Source organism: Methylobacterium sp. ap11 (genome assembly GCF_900110515.1).
Classification (GTDB): domain Bacteria; phylum Pseudomonadota; class Alphaproteobacteria; order Rhizobiales; family Beijerinckiaceae; genus Methylobacterium; species Methylobacterium ajmalii.
Map to the genome: position 1 here is coordinate 215,250 of NZ_FOEB01000009.1, position 16,363 is coordinate 231,612.

11 protein-coding genes and 1 other RNA gene are annotated in these 16,363 nt (G+C 72.5%); 3 read left to right on the plus strand and 9 right to left on the minus strand.

Annotated features, from left to right (window positions below; genetic code table 11):
* Positions 1-160 precede the first annotated feature (160 nt).
* From murD to rnpB, 8 genes are all read right to left on the minus strand, one after another.
* Positions 161-1,549: a UDP-N-acetylmuramoyl-L-alanine--D-glutamate ligase gene (gene murD / locus BMX97_RS15845; RefSeq protein WP_091751922.1), complete on the minus strand. Its 1,389-nt coding sequence runs from the start codon at positions 1,547-1,549 to the stop codon at positions 161-163.
* A 111-nt stretch (positions 1,550-1,660) separates the two neighbouring features.
* Positions 1,661-2,746, minus strand: coding sequence for a phospho-N-acetylmuramoyl-pentapeptide-transferase (gene mraY / locus BMX97_RS15850; protein WP_060845525.1), 1,086 nt, complete (start codon positions 2,744-2,746; stop codon positions 1,661-1,663).
* Between the two features lie 79 nt (positions 2,747-2,825).
* Positions 2,826-4,283 (minus strand): UDP-N-acetylmuramoylalanyl-D-glutamyl-2,6-diaminopimelate--D-alanyl-D-alanine ligase, encoded by a 1,458-nt coding sequence (locus BMX97_RS15855; protein ID WP_091751925.1) that lies wholly within the window; start codon positions 4,281-4,283, stop codon positions 2,826-2,828.
* Complete coding sequence (locus tag BMX97_RS15860; RefSeq protein WP_091751928.1) at positions 4,280-5,737, minus strand: UDP-N-acetylmuramoyl-L-alanyl-D-glutamate--2,6-diaminopimelate ligase; 1,458 nt, start codon at positions 5,735-5,737, stop codon at positions 4,280-4,282. The genes BMX97_RS15855 and BMX97_RS15860 overlap by 4 nt, the downstream gene beginning before the upstream one ends.
* Positions 5,734-7,464: a peptidoglycan D,D-transpeptidase FtsI family protein gene (locus tag BMX97_RS15865; protein WP_177202247.1), complete on the minus strand. Its 1,731-nt coding sequence runs from the start codon at positions 7,462-7,464 to the stop codon at positions 5,734-5,736. The genes BMX97_RS15860 and BMX97_RS15865 overlap by 4 nt, the downstream gene beginning before the upstream one ends.
* Before the next feature lie 125 nt (positions 7,465-7,589).
* A complete protein-coding gene (locus tag BMX97_RS15870) occupies positions 7,590-8,036 on the minus strand; it encodes a cell division protein FtsL (protein WP_060845521.1) in 447 nt (148 codons plus the stop codon).
* Positions 8,033-9,049 (minus strand): 16S rRNA (cytosine(1402)-N(4))-methyltransferase RsmH, encoded by a 1,017-nt coding sequence (gene rsmH, locus BMX97_RS15875; RefSeq protein ID WP_091751935.1) that lies wholly within the window; start codon positions 9,047-9,049, stop codon positions 8,033-8,035. Before rsmH ends, BMX97_RS15870 begins: the two co-directional genes overlap by 4 nt.
* A gap of 453 nt (positions 9,050-9,502) precedes the next feature.
* Positions 9,503-9,929: RNase P RNA component class A (rnpB, locus tag BMX97_RS15880), an RNA gene on the minus strand.
* A gap of 239 nt (positions 9,930-10,168) precedes the next feature.
* On the opposite strand from rnpB, the gene BMX97_RS32900 reads away from it, so the two are divergent.
* Positions 10,169-10,339 carry a hypothetical protein gene (locus BMX97_RS32900; protein ID WP_177202238.1) on the plus strand — a complete coding sequence of 57 codons (171 nt, stop codon included), beginning with the start codon at positions 10,169-10,171 and terminating at the stop codon, positions 10,337-10,339.
* A gap of 44 nt (positions 10,340-10,383) precedes the next feature.
* Here BMX97_RS32900 and BMX97_RS15885 read toward each other — a convergent pair whose 3' ends face one another.
* Entirely contained in the window at positions 10,384-10,824 is a 441-nt protein-coding gene (locus BMX97_RS15885; protein ID WP_091751938.1) for a VOC family protein, read from the minus strand.
* 262 nt (positions 10,825-11,086) lie between these two features.
* On the opposite strand from BMX97_RS15885, the gene pepN reads away from it, so the two are divergent.
* Both pepN and BMX97_RS15895 read left to right on the plus strand, forming a co-directional pair.
* Complete coding sequence (pepN, locus tag BMX97_RS15890; protein ID WP_091751941.1) at positions 11,087-13,744, plus strand: aminopeptidase N; 2,658 nt, start codon at positions 11,087-11,089, stop codon at positions 13,742-13,744.
* 199 nt (positions 13,745-13,943) lie between these two features.
* The gene (locus tag BMX97_RS15895) at positions 13,944-16,337 is read left to right on the plus strand and encodes a PAS domain-containing sensor histidine kinase (RefSeq protein WP_091751944.1); all 2,394 of its coding nucleotides are present in this window, start codon (positions 13,944-13,946) and stop codon (positions 16,335-16,337) included.
* The last annotated feature ends 26 nt before the right edge of the window (positions 16,338-16,363 follow it).

Genomic DNA, 16,363 nt, shown 5'->3' on the forward strand with positions numbered 1-16,363 from the left:
GGCAGCGCATGGAGGGGCCGGCACGAGGGCGGATGCAAGAAGGCACCGCCCGGGCGCGCGCCGAGCCCGCGCGAGGCCCGTCCGGCGGCAAGCCCCTTACGCCGATTTGCCCGCCCTGGGAACGGCGCCGCGGGCGCGGGGGGCCCGAGACCGGCGCCTGTCAGGCACCGGGAGGGCGCAGGCCCGGCAGGGCCCGGACGAGGTCGCGGAACTGGTCGCCGCGATCCTCGAAGCTGCGGAACTGGTCGTAGGAGGCGCAGGCCGGCGAGAGCAGCACCACCGGCTCGCCCGCCGCATCCGCCTCGGCCGTCCCGGCGGCCTGCGCGACCGCGGCGGCGAGCGTGCCGCAGCGGCTGAACGGCACATGCCCGTCGAGGGTGGCGGCGAAGTCGTCGCTCGCCGCGCCGATCAGGTAGGCGTGGGCGACCCGCGGGAAGTACGGCGCGAGGCTCGCGATCCCGCCCTCCTTCGGCTTGCCGCCGAGGATCCAGTGGACTCGCGGGAAGGCCGACAGCGCCTTCTCGGTCGAGTCGGCGTTGGTGGCCTTCGAATCGTTGATGAACAGGACCGGGCCGCGGCGCCCGACCTCCTCCATCCGGTGCGGCAGGCCCGGGAAGGTCGCGAGCGCCGCCGCGAAGGCGTCCGGCGTCACGCCGAGCGCGCTCGCCACCGCGTAGGCGATGGCGGCGTTCTGCCAGTTGTGGGCGCCACGCAGCGACCCGATGCCGGCAAGGTCCGCCACCGGCTCCGCCGGCTCCCGGCGCCCGTCGATGACGATGCCGCCGCGGGCGAGGATGCCCGGCCCCTCCCCCGCCTCGCCGACATGGACCCGGGTGAGCGGTCCCGTGCGACGCTCCGCGATCGCGCGGCAATACGCGTCGTCGACGCCGACGATCGCGTGCGCGGCGCCGGTCACCAGCCGCTCCTTGATGGCGGCGTAGCGCGCCATGTCGCCGTGGCGGTCGAGGTGGTCGGGCGTGAGGTTGAGGAGGACGCCGATGGTGGGTGCGAGCGACGGCGTCAGGTCGATCTGGAACGACGACAGCTCGATGACGTGGATGCGCTCCGGCGACGGCGGGGCGAGCGACAGGATGGCCGTGCCGATGTTGCCGCCCATCTGCACGTCGCGTCCGGCCGCCGCCAGGACGTGGGCGATCAGCGCCGTGGTGGTCGACTTGCCGTTGGTGCCGGTGATGGCGACGAACGGCGCGTCCGGGCTCGTCGCCGCCCGCTCGCGGCAGAACAGCTCGATGTCGCCGATCACCGGGACGCCGGCGGCCTTGGCCAAGTCCACGGTCCAGTGCGGGACCGGGTGGGTCAGGGGCACGCCGGGCGCGAGGACGAGGGCGGAAAAGCCGCTCCACTCCGCCCCGCGCAGGTCGCCGGTCTCGATGCCCCGTTCGCGCGCCGCCGCCATGCGGGCCGGGTTGTCGTCGCAGGCGATCACCCGGGCACCGCCCGCCTCGAGGCTGAGCGCCGTGGCGAGGCCCGAGCCGCCGAGGCCGAACAGGGCGACCGTCCGGCCGGCGAAGGTGGTGGAGGGTGTCATGCGGGGTTCCGCCGGATGATCGAAGGGCGCTTCCCCCCTCCCGGCGTGGGAGAGGGGAAGCGCCTTCCTTCCAAGCGCCGGCCGAGATTGCAAGGTCCGACCTCGCCGCCCCTACCGCAGCTTCAGCGTCGCCAGGCCGAGCAGCGCCAGCACCACGGCGATGATCCAGAACCGGATCACGACCTGCGGCTCCTTCCAGCCCTTCTGCTCGAAGTGGTGGTGGATCGGCGCCATGCGGAAGACGCGCTTGCCGGTGAGCTTGAACGACGCGACCTGGATGATGACCGACAGGATCTCCAGCACGAACAGGCCGCCGACGATGCCGAGCACGATCTCGTGCTTGGTCGCCACCGCGACGGTGCCGAGCAGGCCGCCGAGCGCCAGCGAGCCGGTATCGCCCATGAAGATCTGGGCCGGCGGCGCGTTGAACCACAGGAAGCCGAGCCCCGCCCCGATCAGGGCGCCGCAGATCACAGCGAGCTCGCCGGTACCCGGGACGTAGTTCACCTGGAGGTACGAGGCGTAGATCACGTTGCCGACCAGGTAGGCGATGATCCCGAAGGTGGCCGCCGCGATCATCACCGGCACGATGGCGAGCCCGTCGAGGCCGTCGGTGATGTTGACCGCGTTGCCCGCGCCCACGATCACGAAGCCCGCGAAGGCGACGTAGAACAGGCCGAGATTGATGATCGCGTCCTTGAAGACCGGGAAGGCGAGCCGGTAGGCGAGGCCAGGGGCCGAGTATTCCGCGATGGCGGTGCAGGCCGCGATCGCGATCAGCGCCTCGAGGCCGAGGCGGAACTTGCCGGAAAAGCCCTTGTGGCTCTGCTTCGTGACCTTGAGGTAGTCGTCGTAGAAGCCGATGGCGCCGAAGCCCAGCGTCACCATCATGACGATCCAGACGTAGTGGTTGCGCGGGTTGGCCCAGAGCACGACCGCCACCAGCGTGCCCGCCAGGATCATCAGCCCGCCCATGGTGGGCGTGCCGCGCTTGGTCAGCAGGTGCGATTGCGGACCGTCCTCGCGGATCGGCTGCCCCTTCCCCTGGCGCAGGCGCAGGAGCGAGATGATCCAGGGCCCGAACCAGAACACGAAGAAGCCGGCGGTGAACAACGCGCCGCCGGTGCGGAAGGTGATGTAGCGGAAGACGTTGAGCGGCGAGAACACGCCGCTCAGGTCGGAGAGGAGGTAGAGCATCCCGAGGATATCCGATCGTGGGCGAGCGGCAGCGCCGGGCTTATGCCGGCAGCACTGCGACAGCTTCCTGAAGGTGGGCTCAGCCGGACCGGCCGACGGCGAGATCCTGGTCCCGGGCACCGTAGCGGGCCTTGAGCGCCTCGACGATCCGGCCCATGCGGGTGCTGTTCGAGCCCTTGACCATCACGGCGTCGCCGGGGCGGACGAGATCGAGCACCGGATCGACGAGGTCGGCCGAGGTCGGCCGGGCAGCGGCGCGCCGGGAGGCCGGCAGCGCCTCGAACAGTTCCTGCATCAGCGGGCCGGCGGTGAGGACGAGGTCGATGCCGTGCTCCTCGACCGCCTCGGCCAGCTCGCGGTGCAGGGCGGGCGCGTCCGCGCCGAGCTCCATCATGTCGCCCAGGATCGCGATGCGGCGGCCCGCGGTCTCGGCCCCGGCCAGCGTGCTGAGCGCGGCCCGGATCGAGGCCGGGTTGGCGTTGTAGCTCTCGTCGACGAGCAGCGCCTCGCCGTCACCGATCCGCAGCATCGTGCGGGCGCCGCGGCCGGCGGGCGGGCGCAGCTGGGCCAGCGACAGGGCCGCCAGCGCCAGGTCGGCGCCGAGCGCCTGCACGGCGGCGATGACGGCGAGCGAGTTCAGCGCCGTGTGCCGGCCGGGCGTCCCGAGCTGGTAAGTCACGGCCTGGCCCATCGCCCGCACGTCGACGATCGAGAGGTCGGGCCGCATCACGATGCGCTCGGCCCGCACGTCGGCCTCGCGGTGCTCGCCGAAGCTCACGATGCGACCGGCCCGCGAGGCCAGCGCGTGGGCCTTCAGCCGCTCGAAATTCGGGTTGTCGCGGTTGACGATCGCGACGCCGCCGGGCTCCAGGCCGTAGAAGATCTCGCCCTTGGCATCGGCGATGCCCGACAGCGAGTGGAAATGCTCGATATGGACCGGCTCGACGGTCGTGACGATCGCGATCTCGGGCCGCACCAGCCGGGTCAGGGGCGCGATCTCGCCGGCATGGTTCATGCCGACCTCGAACACCCCGAACTCGCTCGCGGCCGGCATCCGGCTCAAGGTCAGGGGTACGCCCCAGTGGTTGTTGTAGGAGGCGACCGAGGCGTGGGTGACCCCTTGCGCGGCCAGCACGTGGCGCAGCGCCTCCTTGGTGCCGGTCTTGCCGACCGAGCCGGTGACGGCGAGCACCCGCGCGCCGGTGCGGGCGCGCGCGGCAGCCGCGAGGCCGCGCATGGCGGCGAGCACGCCGTCCTCGTCCCGGGACGGCACGGCGATCACCGGGCCGGCCTCGGCGAGGTCGGCGGCGCGCTCCTCGGCCACCACCGCGGCGCCGGCGCCGCGGGCGAGCGCGTCGCGCACGAAGTCGTGTCCGTCGCGGGCCTCGCCCCGGATGGCGAAGAACAGGTCCCCGACCTTGAGGGTGCGGGTGTCGATCGAGATTCCGGACAACTCGCGGGGCGCGGCGGCGTCCGCGACGGCGCGGCCACCCATCGCGGCGGCGGCGGCGTCCAGGGTCCAGAGGGGCTCGGTCATGCGCGGGACTCCTCGATCGCGCTCAGGACCGCGTCGCGGTCGGAGAAGGGCAACGTGCGGTCGCCGATGATCTGGCCGGTTTCATGACCTTTGCCGGCAACCACCAGCACGTCGCCGGCGCGCAGATCCCGCACCGCCGCCCGGATCGCCTCGGCCCGGTCGCCGATCTCCTCGGCGCCGGGGGCCGCCGCCAGGATCGCGGCGCGGATCGTCGCGGGGTCCTCGCTGCGGGGATTGTCGTCGGTGACGATGACGCGATCGGCCCTCTCGGCCGCGATCCGGCCCATCAGCGGGCGCTTGGCGCGGTCGCGGTCGCCGCCGCAGCCGACGACGCAGACGAGGCGCCCGGTGGTGAAGGTGCGCAGGGCCTCGAGGACGTTGGCGAGCGCGTCGGGCTTGTGGGCGTAGTCGACGATGCAGAGCGCATCCCGCACCGTGCCGACCCGCTCGAGCCGGCCGGGCACGCCCGCGAGGTGGCCGAGCGCCGCGATCACCTCGGCCTCGCGCCCGGCGCCGGCCGGGGTCGCGAGCACGAGGCCGGCGGCCAGCAGCGCGTTCTCGACCTGGAACGTCCCGACGAGGGGCAGGTCGACCGTGTGGGTCGTCCCCGCCACCGCGATCTCGAGGCGCTGGGCGAAACCCTCCGGGCGGGCGGAGACGAGGCGGATCCCCTCCCCGGCCCGGCCGGTGGTGACGAGGCGGATTCCACGCTCGCGCACCGCCGCGATCACCGCCTGGCTCTGCGGCCCGTCGGCGTTGACGACCGCGGTGCCGTCCTCGGGCAGGAGCGTCGTGAACAGCCGGAGCTTCGCCTGGAGGTAGGCCTCCGGCGTGCCGTGGTAGTCGAGGTGGTCGTGGCCGAGATTGGTGAAGCCGGCCGCCGTCAGGCGCACCCCGTCGAGGCGGCTCTGCTCGATGCCGTGCGAGGAGGCTTCCATCGCCAGTTCGGTCACGCCGTCGCGGGCGAGCCGGTCGAGGGTCTCGTGCAGGGTGATCGGGTCGGGGGTCGTCAGCGAGCCGTAGGCCGCGCCCGAGGTGGTGATGACGCCGAGCGTGCCGAGGCTCGCCGCCTGCCGGCCGAGGCGGCCGAGGATCTGGCGCACGAAGTCGGCGATCGAGGTCTTGCCGCTGGTGCCGGTGACCGCGACCACGGTGCCGGGCTGGCCCGGATGCAGCCGGGCGGCGGCGGCGGCGAGCGCGACGCGCGCGTCCGGCACCGCCAGGTAGGCGACCGGATCGGGCAGGTCGGCGGGGCGCGCGCCTTCGGCCACCATCGCGACCGCGCCGGCCGCCGCCGCCTTGGCGGCGAACAGCCGGCCGTCGGCGGCGGTGCCGGGCACCGCCAGGAACACGAAGCCGGGCTCGACCTTGCGGCTGTCGGCGGTGAGGCCGGTGACGGGAAGACCGGCTTCCGCACCGGCCTCCGCGAACAGGTCGCCGAGGGTGGGGCTCATTTTCCGTCCAGCATGTTGACGTGGTAGGCGCCGAGCTTGACCATCAGCGGGAAGGGCTTGGCCGGCGGCTCGAATTGCGGCGGCAGGCCGAGGATCGGGGCGACCCGGGCGATCGTCCGGCCGGTGACGACGCCCGAATTGTAGGCGGCGGTGGCGTAGGGGCCGGATTCCGCCGCGACGGGCTGCGGCTCGTCCATCACCGTGACGAACAGGTATTTCGGCTTGTCCATGGGGGCGGCGGCCATGAAGGTCGTGAACAGCCGGTTCTTGACGTAGCGGCCGCGGATCACCTTCTCGGCGGTGCCGGTCTTGCCGCCGACGTAGTAGTAGGGAATCGCCGCCTTCTTGGCCGAGCCCTCGGTGGCGTTGAGGCGCATGATGTAGCGCATCGCCTCGCTGGTCTGGGCCGAGAGCACCTGCGTCGCCTTCTCGCGCGCCTCGGCCTCGGTCCGCTTGAGAAAGGTCGGCGTCATCAGGAAGCCGCCATTGGCGATCGCCGCGACCGCCGCCGAGGCCTGGAGCGGCGCCACGGCGAGGCCGTGGCCGAACGCGATGGTGATCGTGTTGATCTCGGTCCAGCGCGGCGGGATGATCGGCTCGGCGCTCTCCGGCAATTCGGTGCGCAGGCGGTCGAGCAGGCCCATCTTCTTCAGGAAGGCCTTGTGGCCGGGCACGCCGATGCCGAGCGCCATCTTGGCCGAGCCGATGTTCGACGAGTGGGTGAACACCTCCGGCATCGTGATGACCCGGTTGGTGCCATGGTACTCGTGGATCTTTTGCCGGCCCCAGTGCAGCACGCCGCCGCGGGTGTCGAAGGTCGAATTGACGTTGAACTTGCCCGAATCGAGCGCCATGGCGAGCGTCATCGCCTTGAACGTCGAGCCCATCTCGTAGACGCCGACGTTCATGCGGTTGATGCGGTCGGGATCGAGCGCGTCCTTCGGCTCGTTGGGGTCGAAGTCGGGCAGCGAGGCGAGGGCGATCACCTCGCCGGTGGTCACGTCGAGGATCAGGCCGGCCGCCGCCTTGGCACGGTAATGCTCCATGCCCCAGGCCAGCTCGTCGCGCACCGCGTGCTGGGCCCGCAGGTCGATCGACAGCTGGACCGGCGCCATGTCGGTCGACTTCTCGACGAAGCCGAGGCTGGTGAGGTCGCGCAGGCCCTGGCGGTCGATGTACTTCTCGATGCCGGCGATGCCGACGTTGTCGAGGTTGGTCACGCCGAGGATGTGGGCGGCCGCGGTGCCGTTCGGGTAGACCCGCTTGTGGTCGGGCAGGAAGCCGACGCCCGGGATGCCGAGGCGATGCACCTCGACCTGCTGGCGCGGGGTGATCTCGCGCTTGACCCAGACGAAGCCCTTCTTCGACGACAGCTTCTCGCGCAGGTCGCGGGCGTTGATCTCCGGCAGGACGGCGGTGAGCAGCTCGACCGCCTCGTCCTTGTCGTAGATGTTCTTCGGCTCGGCGAAGACCGAGACGGTGCGGATGTCGGTGGCCAGGATCTCGCCGTTGCGATCGATGATGTCGGGCCGGATCTGGGTCGTGCCGCCGGCCTCGGCGCGCCGGGCCGAGGCGGTGACCGGATCGTCGGGAAACAGCGCGAAGCTGGCGAGCCGGCCCATCAGGGCGAGGAAGACGCCGGCGAAGACCAGGCTGACGAGCCCGACGCGGGCGGCGCTGCGCTCGACAGACAGGCGGAACATCGCCAGCACGCCGCCGCGCAGCATCGCGGCGAGGCTGCGCCGGGGCGCGGGCGGGGGGGCGTCGTCCACGGGCTGCGCGCCGGTCTCCGGCACGGCATCCGGGTCGAGGGGAGCGTGAGCCTGGAAGTCCGAATCCTGGGTCACGGCGCCTACCTCTTGGCGGTCGGGGTGCGGGTGGAGGTGGAGCCGGTGGTGCGGGGCTCCTCGGGTCGGGCCGCGGTGGCGCCGGTGGTCGAGGGGGCGCGGTCCTTGGCCGCCGGGGTCGCGGTGGCGCCGAGGCCGAGCGCCTCGAGCTTGCGGGCGATCTCGTCGCCGCGATCGACCTTGGCGGGCAGGTCGGCGAGCCGCGCGAGGTGGCTGGTGCCGATCGGCTCCAGCGTGAGGTACTTGTCGACCGCGCCCTGGAGCCGGTCGGGGCGGGTCAGCAGCTGCCACTCGGCGCGCAGGACCGCGATCGCGTCGCGCTCCTTGCGCAGGCGGGTCTTCAGCTTGGCGACCTGCTCGGCCTGGTAGAGCGTGTCGTACTTGATCGAGTAGGCGTAAATGGCCGAGGCGATGAGCCCGGCGATCGCGGCGAGATGCAGGAGGCGGATCACCGGCGCCCTCCCCGGGTCTGGGGTTCGGGCAGGGAGGCCAGGGCCTCCAGCGCCGTCAGCGGCGGCGGCGGGGGCGCGTCGGTGCGCTCGCCGGCCCGGAGCTTGGCCGAGCGGGCGCGCGGGTTGGCCCGGCACTCGGCCTCGCCCGCGGCGACCGGGCCCTTGGTGACCAGCGCGAAGCTGCGGGGCGCGGGCTGCGCCGCCATCGGCAGGTGGCGCGAGGCGGCCACCGCCCGGCCGCTGCGGGCCGAGAAGAACTGCTTGGCGATCCGGTCCTCCAGCGAGTGGAAGGTCACCACCGCGAGGCGCCCGCCTGGGCGCAAGGTCCGCTCGGCCGCGTGCAGCGCCCGCTGCAACTCGCCGAGCTCGTCGTTGACCGCGATGCGCAGGGCCTGGAACGTCCGGGTCGCCGGGTGGATGCCGCTGCCGGGCTCGGCCCGCACGACGCCGGCGACGATCTCCGCGAGCGCCGCCGTGGTCTCGATGCGGCCGCGCCGGCGCGCCTCGATCAGGGCGCGAGCCACTGCGCGGGCCCGGCGCTCCTCGCCGTAATGGTAGATCACGTCGGCGAGCGCGGCCTCGGAGGCCTCGTTGACGAGGTCGGCGGCGCTCTCGCCGGCCCTCTCCATCCGCATGTCGAGGGGGCCCTCGAACCGGAACGAGAAGCCGCGCTCGGCCTGGTCGAGCTGCATCGACGACACGCCGATGTCGAGGACGACGCCGTCGGCCTCGGCGAAGCCGTGGTCGCGCGCCAAAACATCGAGGTCGCCGAAGCGGCCCTGGACCAGGACGAGGCGCCCGGCCTCGGCCGCCACCAGCGCCTGCCCGGCGGCGATCGCGGTCGGGTCGCGGTCGATGGCGAGCACCTGGTTGCCCGGATGGGCGGCGAGGATGGCCCTGGTGTAGCCGCCGGCCCCGAAGGTGCCGTCGATGACGCGGGCCGGCGCGTCGCCGAGGCGCAGCGCGCCCAGGACCTCGTCGAGCAGGACCGGAATGTGGGGCGCGTCGGTCACGGCCGGCCTCCCGAGACGACGACACACCGCGCGCGGCGAGCGCGCTCTGACGCGTGACGATCCATGGTGCTCCGCTGTCCGCACGGGCCGGGCCGAGGCCGGCCGGGATCGGCGCCGGGGCGCCGCTCTGTCCACGCCCGACATCGCCGCGCGACCATCGGGCCCGCTCGCGCGGGAAGCGGTCGCCGGTGCGGGAATCGCCGGGAACGGGGTGGCTCGGGGTATCATGGGCCTCTGGGGTCGTCAACGCGAGGGCACACGCGACGGGCAGCACCCGTCCGTGTGCCATCAGAGACCAGCAAGGTTAACGAAGGCTTGTGCCCGACGGCGGGCGCCCCGGCAAAGTCGAGGCCGCGCCGCCTGTTCGGGGGGTGCGCCGCGCTCTACGTCGGCAAACCCTCGCGCCCGGCGGGTTCGCGCCGCGGGGCGGAGGGTGTGATCATCGGGGAATTGGGTATCAGCCGGCCTGTAAGCCGGGTTCTGTATGGCCCGGACGATCCGCGAGGATCGCCCGAACGTGGCGGCCATTCCTCTGGGACGGCCGTTGCCGGCCGCCTCGAGCAACCAACCCGGGCGACGGGCCTGAAGAAGCCCTGCGCGACGAGCGCGCGTGCCGCCCCTATTCGGTTTTGCTCCCGGTGGGGTTTGCCGTGCCGTCCGCGTTGCCGCGTCCGCGGTGCGCTCTTACCGCACCCTTTCACCCTGGCCGGGAAGGGTCCGAGGACCCGCCCGGTGGTCTGCTCTCTGTGGCACTGTCCCTGGGGTCGCCCCCGCCGGACGTTATCCGGCACCGTCTCTTCATGGAGCCCGGACTTTCCTCCCCGGTCCCGCGCACGGGCGAACCCGCTGACAGGACCGGAGCGGCCGCCCGGCCGGCTGACGGCGCCGATGTGCGACGCGGGAGCCGCCGCGTCAAGGCGGCAGGCGACGCGGGCATGCCTGCGTCGCGGACGCAGGGAGACGCGGGCATGCCCGCGTCGAGGATCAAGGGGACGCGGGCGCATCCGCGTCGAGGCGGCGGCCGCGCCCGATCGGCTTGCCGGACCCCGGATACTCCCTACCTGCTTCTCTCAAGGCCCGCGACACGGATGCGTGCGGCCGACACGGGAGGCAACCCTGATGAGCGAGAACATCGAGGCGGGCTGGACGCTCGACACCGTGCAGCAGCTGCGGACCATGGCCCGGGAGGGCATCCCGGCCTCGGTCATGAGCCTGAAGCTCAAGCGACCGGTCACGGCGATCCACGCCAAGCTCGCCGAGCTCGGCATCACGCCCGCCGCCGGGGCGTAGACGCCGCGAGAAGGGCGGGCCGCATCAGGCCCGCCCGCCGGTTTCTACCAGTTGCCGGTATTCTGCATCGAGGCCCACGGCTCCTGCGGCGGCTTCGCCCCGCCCTTCTGGAGGATCTCGATCGAGATGCCGTCCGGCGAGCGCACGAAGGCCATGTGGCCGTCCCGCGGCGGGCGGTTGATGGTCACGCCGGCATCCTGCAGCTTCTGGCAGGTCGCGTAGATGTCGTCGACCTGGTAGGCCAGGTGGCCGAAGTTGCGCCCGCCGGTATACTCTTCCGGGTCCCAGTTGTAGGTCAGCTCGAGCAGCGGCGACTTGGTGTCCTTGGCCCGCGCGGCGTCGCCCGGGGCGGCCAGGAACACCAGGGTGAAGCGGCCCTTCTCGCTCTCGGTGCGGCGCACCTCCTGCAGGCCGAACTTGTTGCAGTAGAAGTCCAGCGCACGCTCGAGATCGGCGACGCGGACCATCGTATGCAGGTATTCCATGGCGCTCTTCGTCCTCGTGGTCGGGCGCACGGGGGCCGCCCGGTTTCGGCGTCGTAGCTAGGGCGCGGGTCGGCCTCCGGGGAGCCCTCTCCCGCCCGGGGGCTGCCCGGGTCCCTCCCGCTTGCTTGCCCGGGGCTTTCTCGCCGGAGGCCCCAGCGGGTCCGGCCTCGCTGCGGCGTTGCGCTGTGGCCGGCGGCGGTGCAAAGCCTGATCCCTTGACCCGCCGACCCCGCGCCGTTCGCGAGCGCCCGCGAGACCCGCCATGCAGACGATCGTCCGCCTCGCCGATTACCGCCCCAGCGACTACCTGATCGACCGGGTCGACCTCGACGTGCGCCTGCATCCGACCGAGACGCGGATCACCGCGACGCTGGGCTTGCGGCCGAACCCGGCGGGCGAGCCGGGCGCGCCGCTCGTCCTCGACGGTGACGAGCTGGCGCTCGTCGCCATTGCACTCGACGGCCAGCCGACCGGCCCCGGTGCCATCGAGGTGACGCCCCGGTCGCTCACCCTGCACCAGCCGCCGCAGCGTCCCTTCGTGCTCGAGATCGAGACGCAGGTGAACCCGAGCACCAACACCAAGCTGATGGGGCTCTACCGCTCGAACGGCGTCTACTGCACCCAGTGCGAGGCCGACGGTTTCCGGCGCATCACCTACTTCCTCGACCGGCCGGACGTGATGGCGGTCTTCACCACCCGGATCGAGGGCAGCCGGGACGCCGCGCCGGTGCTGCTCGGCAACGGCAACCCGGTCGCGCAGGGCGAGGCGGGCCCGGGCCGGCACTACGCGATCTGGCACGACCCCCACCCGAAGCCCGCCTACCTGTTCGCCCTCGTCGGCGGCCGGCTCGGCCGCGTCGGCTCCCGCTTCACCACGATGGAGGACCGGGACGTCGAGATCGCGGTCTATGTCGAGCCCGGCAAGGAGGGCCGCGCCGACTTCGCCCTCGACGCGGTCGCCCGCTCGATGGCCTGGGACGAGCGCACCTTCGGCCGCGCCTACGACCTCGACGTCTTCAACGTCGTCGCGGTCTCCGACTTCAACATGGGTGCGATGGAGAACAAGGGCCTCAACATCTTCAACGACAAGTACGTGCTGGCCAGTCCCGAGACCGCGACCGACGCGGACTACGCCAACATCGAGGCGATCATCGCCCACGAATACTTCCACAACTGGTCCGGCAACCGGGTGACCTGCCGCGACTGGTTCCAGCTCTGCCTCAAGGAAGGCTTGACGGTCTTTCGCGACCAGGAATTCTCGTCCGACGAGCGCTCGCGCCCGGTCCACCGCATCGCCGAGGTGAGGACGCTCCGCGCCCGCCAGTTCCCGGAGGATGCCGGGCCGCTGGCCCACCCGGTGCGGCCGCAGGCCTATCGCGAGATCAACAACTTCTACACCGCGACGGTCTACGAGAAGGGCGCCGAGATCGTCCGGATGCTGCGTACGCTCCTCGGGCCCGAGACCTTCCGGGCCGGCATGGACCGCTACTTCACCGCCTGCGACGGCACCGCCGCCACGGTCGAGGACTTTTTGGCCGCCTTCGCCGCCGAGAGCGGTCGGGATCTCGCCGCCTTTTCCCGCTGGTACGCCCAGGCCGGCACCCCGACCGTCGCGGTCTCGGGCGCCTACGACGCCGCCGCGCGAACCTATACGCTGACCTTCCGCCAGAGCCTGCCGGTCGTCGCCACCGAGGCGGCCGCCGGTGCCGCGCCCCAGCCCCTGGTGATCCCGATCGCGCTCGGCCTCGTCGCCCCCGGCGGCGGCCCGGTCGCGGCGGCGAGCGAGCGGGTGCGCGACGGGGTGTTCGTGCTCGAGCGAGCCGAGGACGCGCTGGTCTTCACCGGGCTGGACGCGGCACCGGTGCCGTCGCTGTTTCGCGGCTTCTCGGCGCCGGTGAAGGTCGAGCACGCGCTGACCCGCGCCGAGCGCCTGACGCTGCTCGCCCATGACGAGGACGCCTTCAACCGCTGGCAGGCGGCCCAGAGCCTCGCCATGGAGGTGCTGGTCGGACGCGCCCGCGCGAATGCCCCGCTGGCCGAGGAGGCCGGGACGGAGGGCGCGGGCCTCGCCGCCGCGCTGGCGACCTTCCTCGACGGCGAAGCCCTCGCCGATCCCGCCTTCGCCGCCCTGGTCCTGACCCTGCCGGGCGAGCAGGAGATCGCCCAGGCGATCGGCGCCGAGATCGACCCCGACGCGATCTGGCGCGCGCGCCAGACCCTGCGGGTGCAGCTCGGCCGCGACCTCGGGCCCCGGCTCCTGGCGCTGCGCGAGGCGCTGGCCGAGCCGGAGGGTGCGCCGTTCAGCCCGGATGCCGCCAGCGCCGGGCGCCGGGCCCTGCGCAACGCCGCCCTCGACCTCGCGACCGCGGCCGACCCGCAGGCCGGTACCGCCCTGGCGCTGGTCCAGGTGGAGAACGCCGCGACGATGACCGACCGTCTCGCGGCGCTCGCCACCCTGAGCCTCGTGCCGGGCGCGGCCCGGGAGGCGGCGCTCGCCCGCTTCGGCGAGGCCTATCGCGGCGAGCCCCTGGTGCTCGACAAGTGGTTCGCCCTCCAGGCGATGATCCCGGAGGCCGGCACCCTGGAGCGGGTCCGCGGCCTGATGCACCACGCCGCCTTCTCGCTCGGCAACCCGAACCGGGTCCGCTCGCTGATCGCGAGCTTCAGCCTCAACAATCCGACCCAGTTCCACCGCCCGGACGGCGCCGGCTACGACCTGACCGCCGAGGTCGTGCTGGCCCTCGACGGAAAAAATCCGCAAGTCGCGGCGCGCCTGCTAACTGCCTTCAATACTTGGCGTATGGTCGAGGGCGGGCGCCGCCTCCGCGCCGAGGCGGCGCTGCGCCGGGTGGCCGAGGCGCCGGGCCTCTCCCCCGACGTCAGCGACATCGTCGGGCGCTCGCTCGCCCCGGCGAGATAATGCATAAACCCCCGTAAGACCTAGCAGAATCGCGCAGGACGCCGCCCCGCCCGGCCCCCGGATCACTGGTTAACACTTCATTTCCGGGATGCGGGGCGCTGGACAAAATGCTTGTGGAAATGCCAGATTGAGGCTCGATTCGGGGGCCCGCTGAAAACCTCCGCGGCATCTGTCTTTCTGTTCCGTTGGGGGTTTGGGTATGCTGGAGGCGGATCCCGCCCCCTTCTCGGAGCGTGCCGCGACGATCCTTGGGATCAGCCGGTCTTCGAAGACGGCGCACCAGCGTCTTGCCCATGCGGAATCCTGGCTGCGCTTCGCCGTCCCGGCGATGCTGGCGACCTTCCTGATCTGCCTCGCCACCGTCACCGCCCTGCAGCTCACCGGTCACCGCGAGGAGGTGGTGGGCGATGCGCGGCGCGAGATCGACCTCGTCGCCCGCCTGCTAGCCGGCACGCTGCCGACGGCGCTGGCCCGGCCCGCCTCGCTGCCCGGTTTGGGCCTCCCCGAGACGGCGACGCCCGCGGCCCTGCGCGAGCGGCTGGTCCGCCTGCTTCCCGTCGGCAGCCTGCCGGCCGGCCGCACCGTCCTGCTGGTCGGCGCCGACGACGCGATCCTGGCCGCCCTGCCGGAGCGCCCGGGCCTGCCCCGAAGCTTCGCCGAACTCGTCGGCGAGGTGCAGGTGCTCGGCATCATGGGCGAGCGCGCCGGCGTGCTGCCGGTGGTGCTCGGCAACGGCGAGCGGGCGCTCGCCACCGTCCGGACGGTGACCGGCGGCACCGGAGTCGCGCAGGTCGCGGTAGTCCAGACCCTCGATTCGGTGACGGCGGTCTGGGGGACCCGGGCACGCACCGCCGCGGTGCTGGTCGGCGCGGTGGCGCTGGTGGTGGTCTGCACCGGCCTCGCCTACGCGCTCCAGGCCGACCGGGCGCGGGCCGTCGACCGGGTCTGCGAGCAGGTCCGCCAGCGCCTCGACACGGCGCTCGGCCGCGGCCGCTGCGGCCTGTGGGACTGGGACATCCCGCGCGGCCGGATCTACTGGTCGGATTCGATGTACCAGCTCCTCGGCTACGTCCGGGAGCAGGAATTTCTTTCTTTCGGCGACGTTAACGCCCTCGTCCACCCGGACGATACCGACCTCTACGGGCTGGCGCGCCAGCTGGCGGCCCGCGACACCACCGTCGACCACGAGTTCCGCATCCGCGGTGCCGGCGGCGAGTGGGTTTGGCTTAAGGCCCGGGCCGAGATCGTCCAGGACCTCGAGGATAACGGCCGCCACCTCGTCGGCATCGTCATCGACATCTCGGAGCAGCGCCGCCTCGCCGAATCGACCGCCACCGCCGACATGCGCCTGCGCGACGCGGTCGAGGCGGTGTCGGAGGCCTTCGTGCTGTGGGACGCGCAGAACCGCCTCGTCCTGTGCAACTCGAAGTTCCGGCGCCTGCACGCGCTCACCGCCGACGAGGCCCAGCCGGGCCGGCGCTACGACGCCATCATGGGCCGCGCCGCCCTGCCGACCGTGCGGCGCGAGATTCCCGCCGGCGAGTTCCCGGAGGCCGGGGCCCGCACCTTCGAGGCCGAGCTCGCCGACGGGCGCTGGCTGCAGATCAGCGAACGCCGCACCAAGGACGGCGGCTACGTCTCGGTCGGCACCGACATCACGGCGCTCAAGCGGCACCAGGAGCGGCTGGTGGAATCCGAGCGCCAGCTCATCGCCACCATCGCCGACCTCAAGCGCTCGCGCCGCACCCTCGAGATCCAGACCCAGCAGCTCGCCGACCTCGCCGAGCGCTACCTCGACCAGAAGGCCCAGGCCGAGAGCGCCAACCGCTCGAAATCCGAGTTCCTGGCCAACATGAGCCACGAGCTGCGCACCCCGCTGAACGCCATCCTGGGCTTCGCCGAGGTGATGGAGAGCGAGGTGTTCGGGTCGCTCGGCTCGGAGAAGTACCGCGAATACTGCCGCGACATCCGATCGAGCGGGCATTACCTGCTCTCGGTCATCGACGACATCCTCGACATGTCGCGCATCGACGCCCGCCGGGTGAAGCTCGCCAAGCAGCCGGTCGCCGTGAGCGAGGCGCTGGAGCGCGCCCTCAAGCTCATCGCCGAGCCGGCCCGCGCCAAGGGCCTCACCGTCAGCGTCGAGATGAGCGCCGACACCCTGGTGATGGCCGACGAACGTGCCCTGCACCAGATCCTGGTCAACCTGCTGCAGAACGCCGTGAAGTTCACCCCCGAGGCAGGCCGGGTCGCGGTGCGCACCCGCCGCGCCCTCGACGCCGTCCACATCTTCGTCGAGGACAGCGGCATCGGCATCCCGAAGGCGGCGCTGCCGAAGCTCGGCTATCCGTTCGAGCAGGTCGAGACCAACTTCGCCCGTAGCTACAAGGGCTCAGGCCTCGGCCTCGCCATCGCCCGCTCCCTCGCCGAGCTCCACGGCGGCGGCCTGCGCATCCGCTCCGAGGAAGGCACCGGCACGATCGTGCTGGTCCGCCTGCCCCGCCCCGGCCTCAACGAGGCCGCCGCCGCGCAGGACGCGGCCCAGGAAAGCGCCCAGTTCGCCGCTCGGGAAGCAGCCGCGCTCGAGGCGTGAGGAGCGGAAGCCCCTCCCCGCCGACC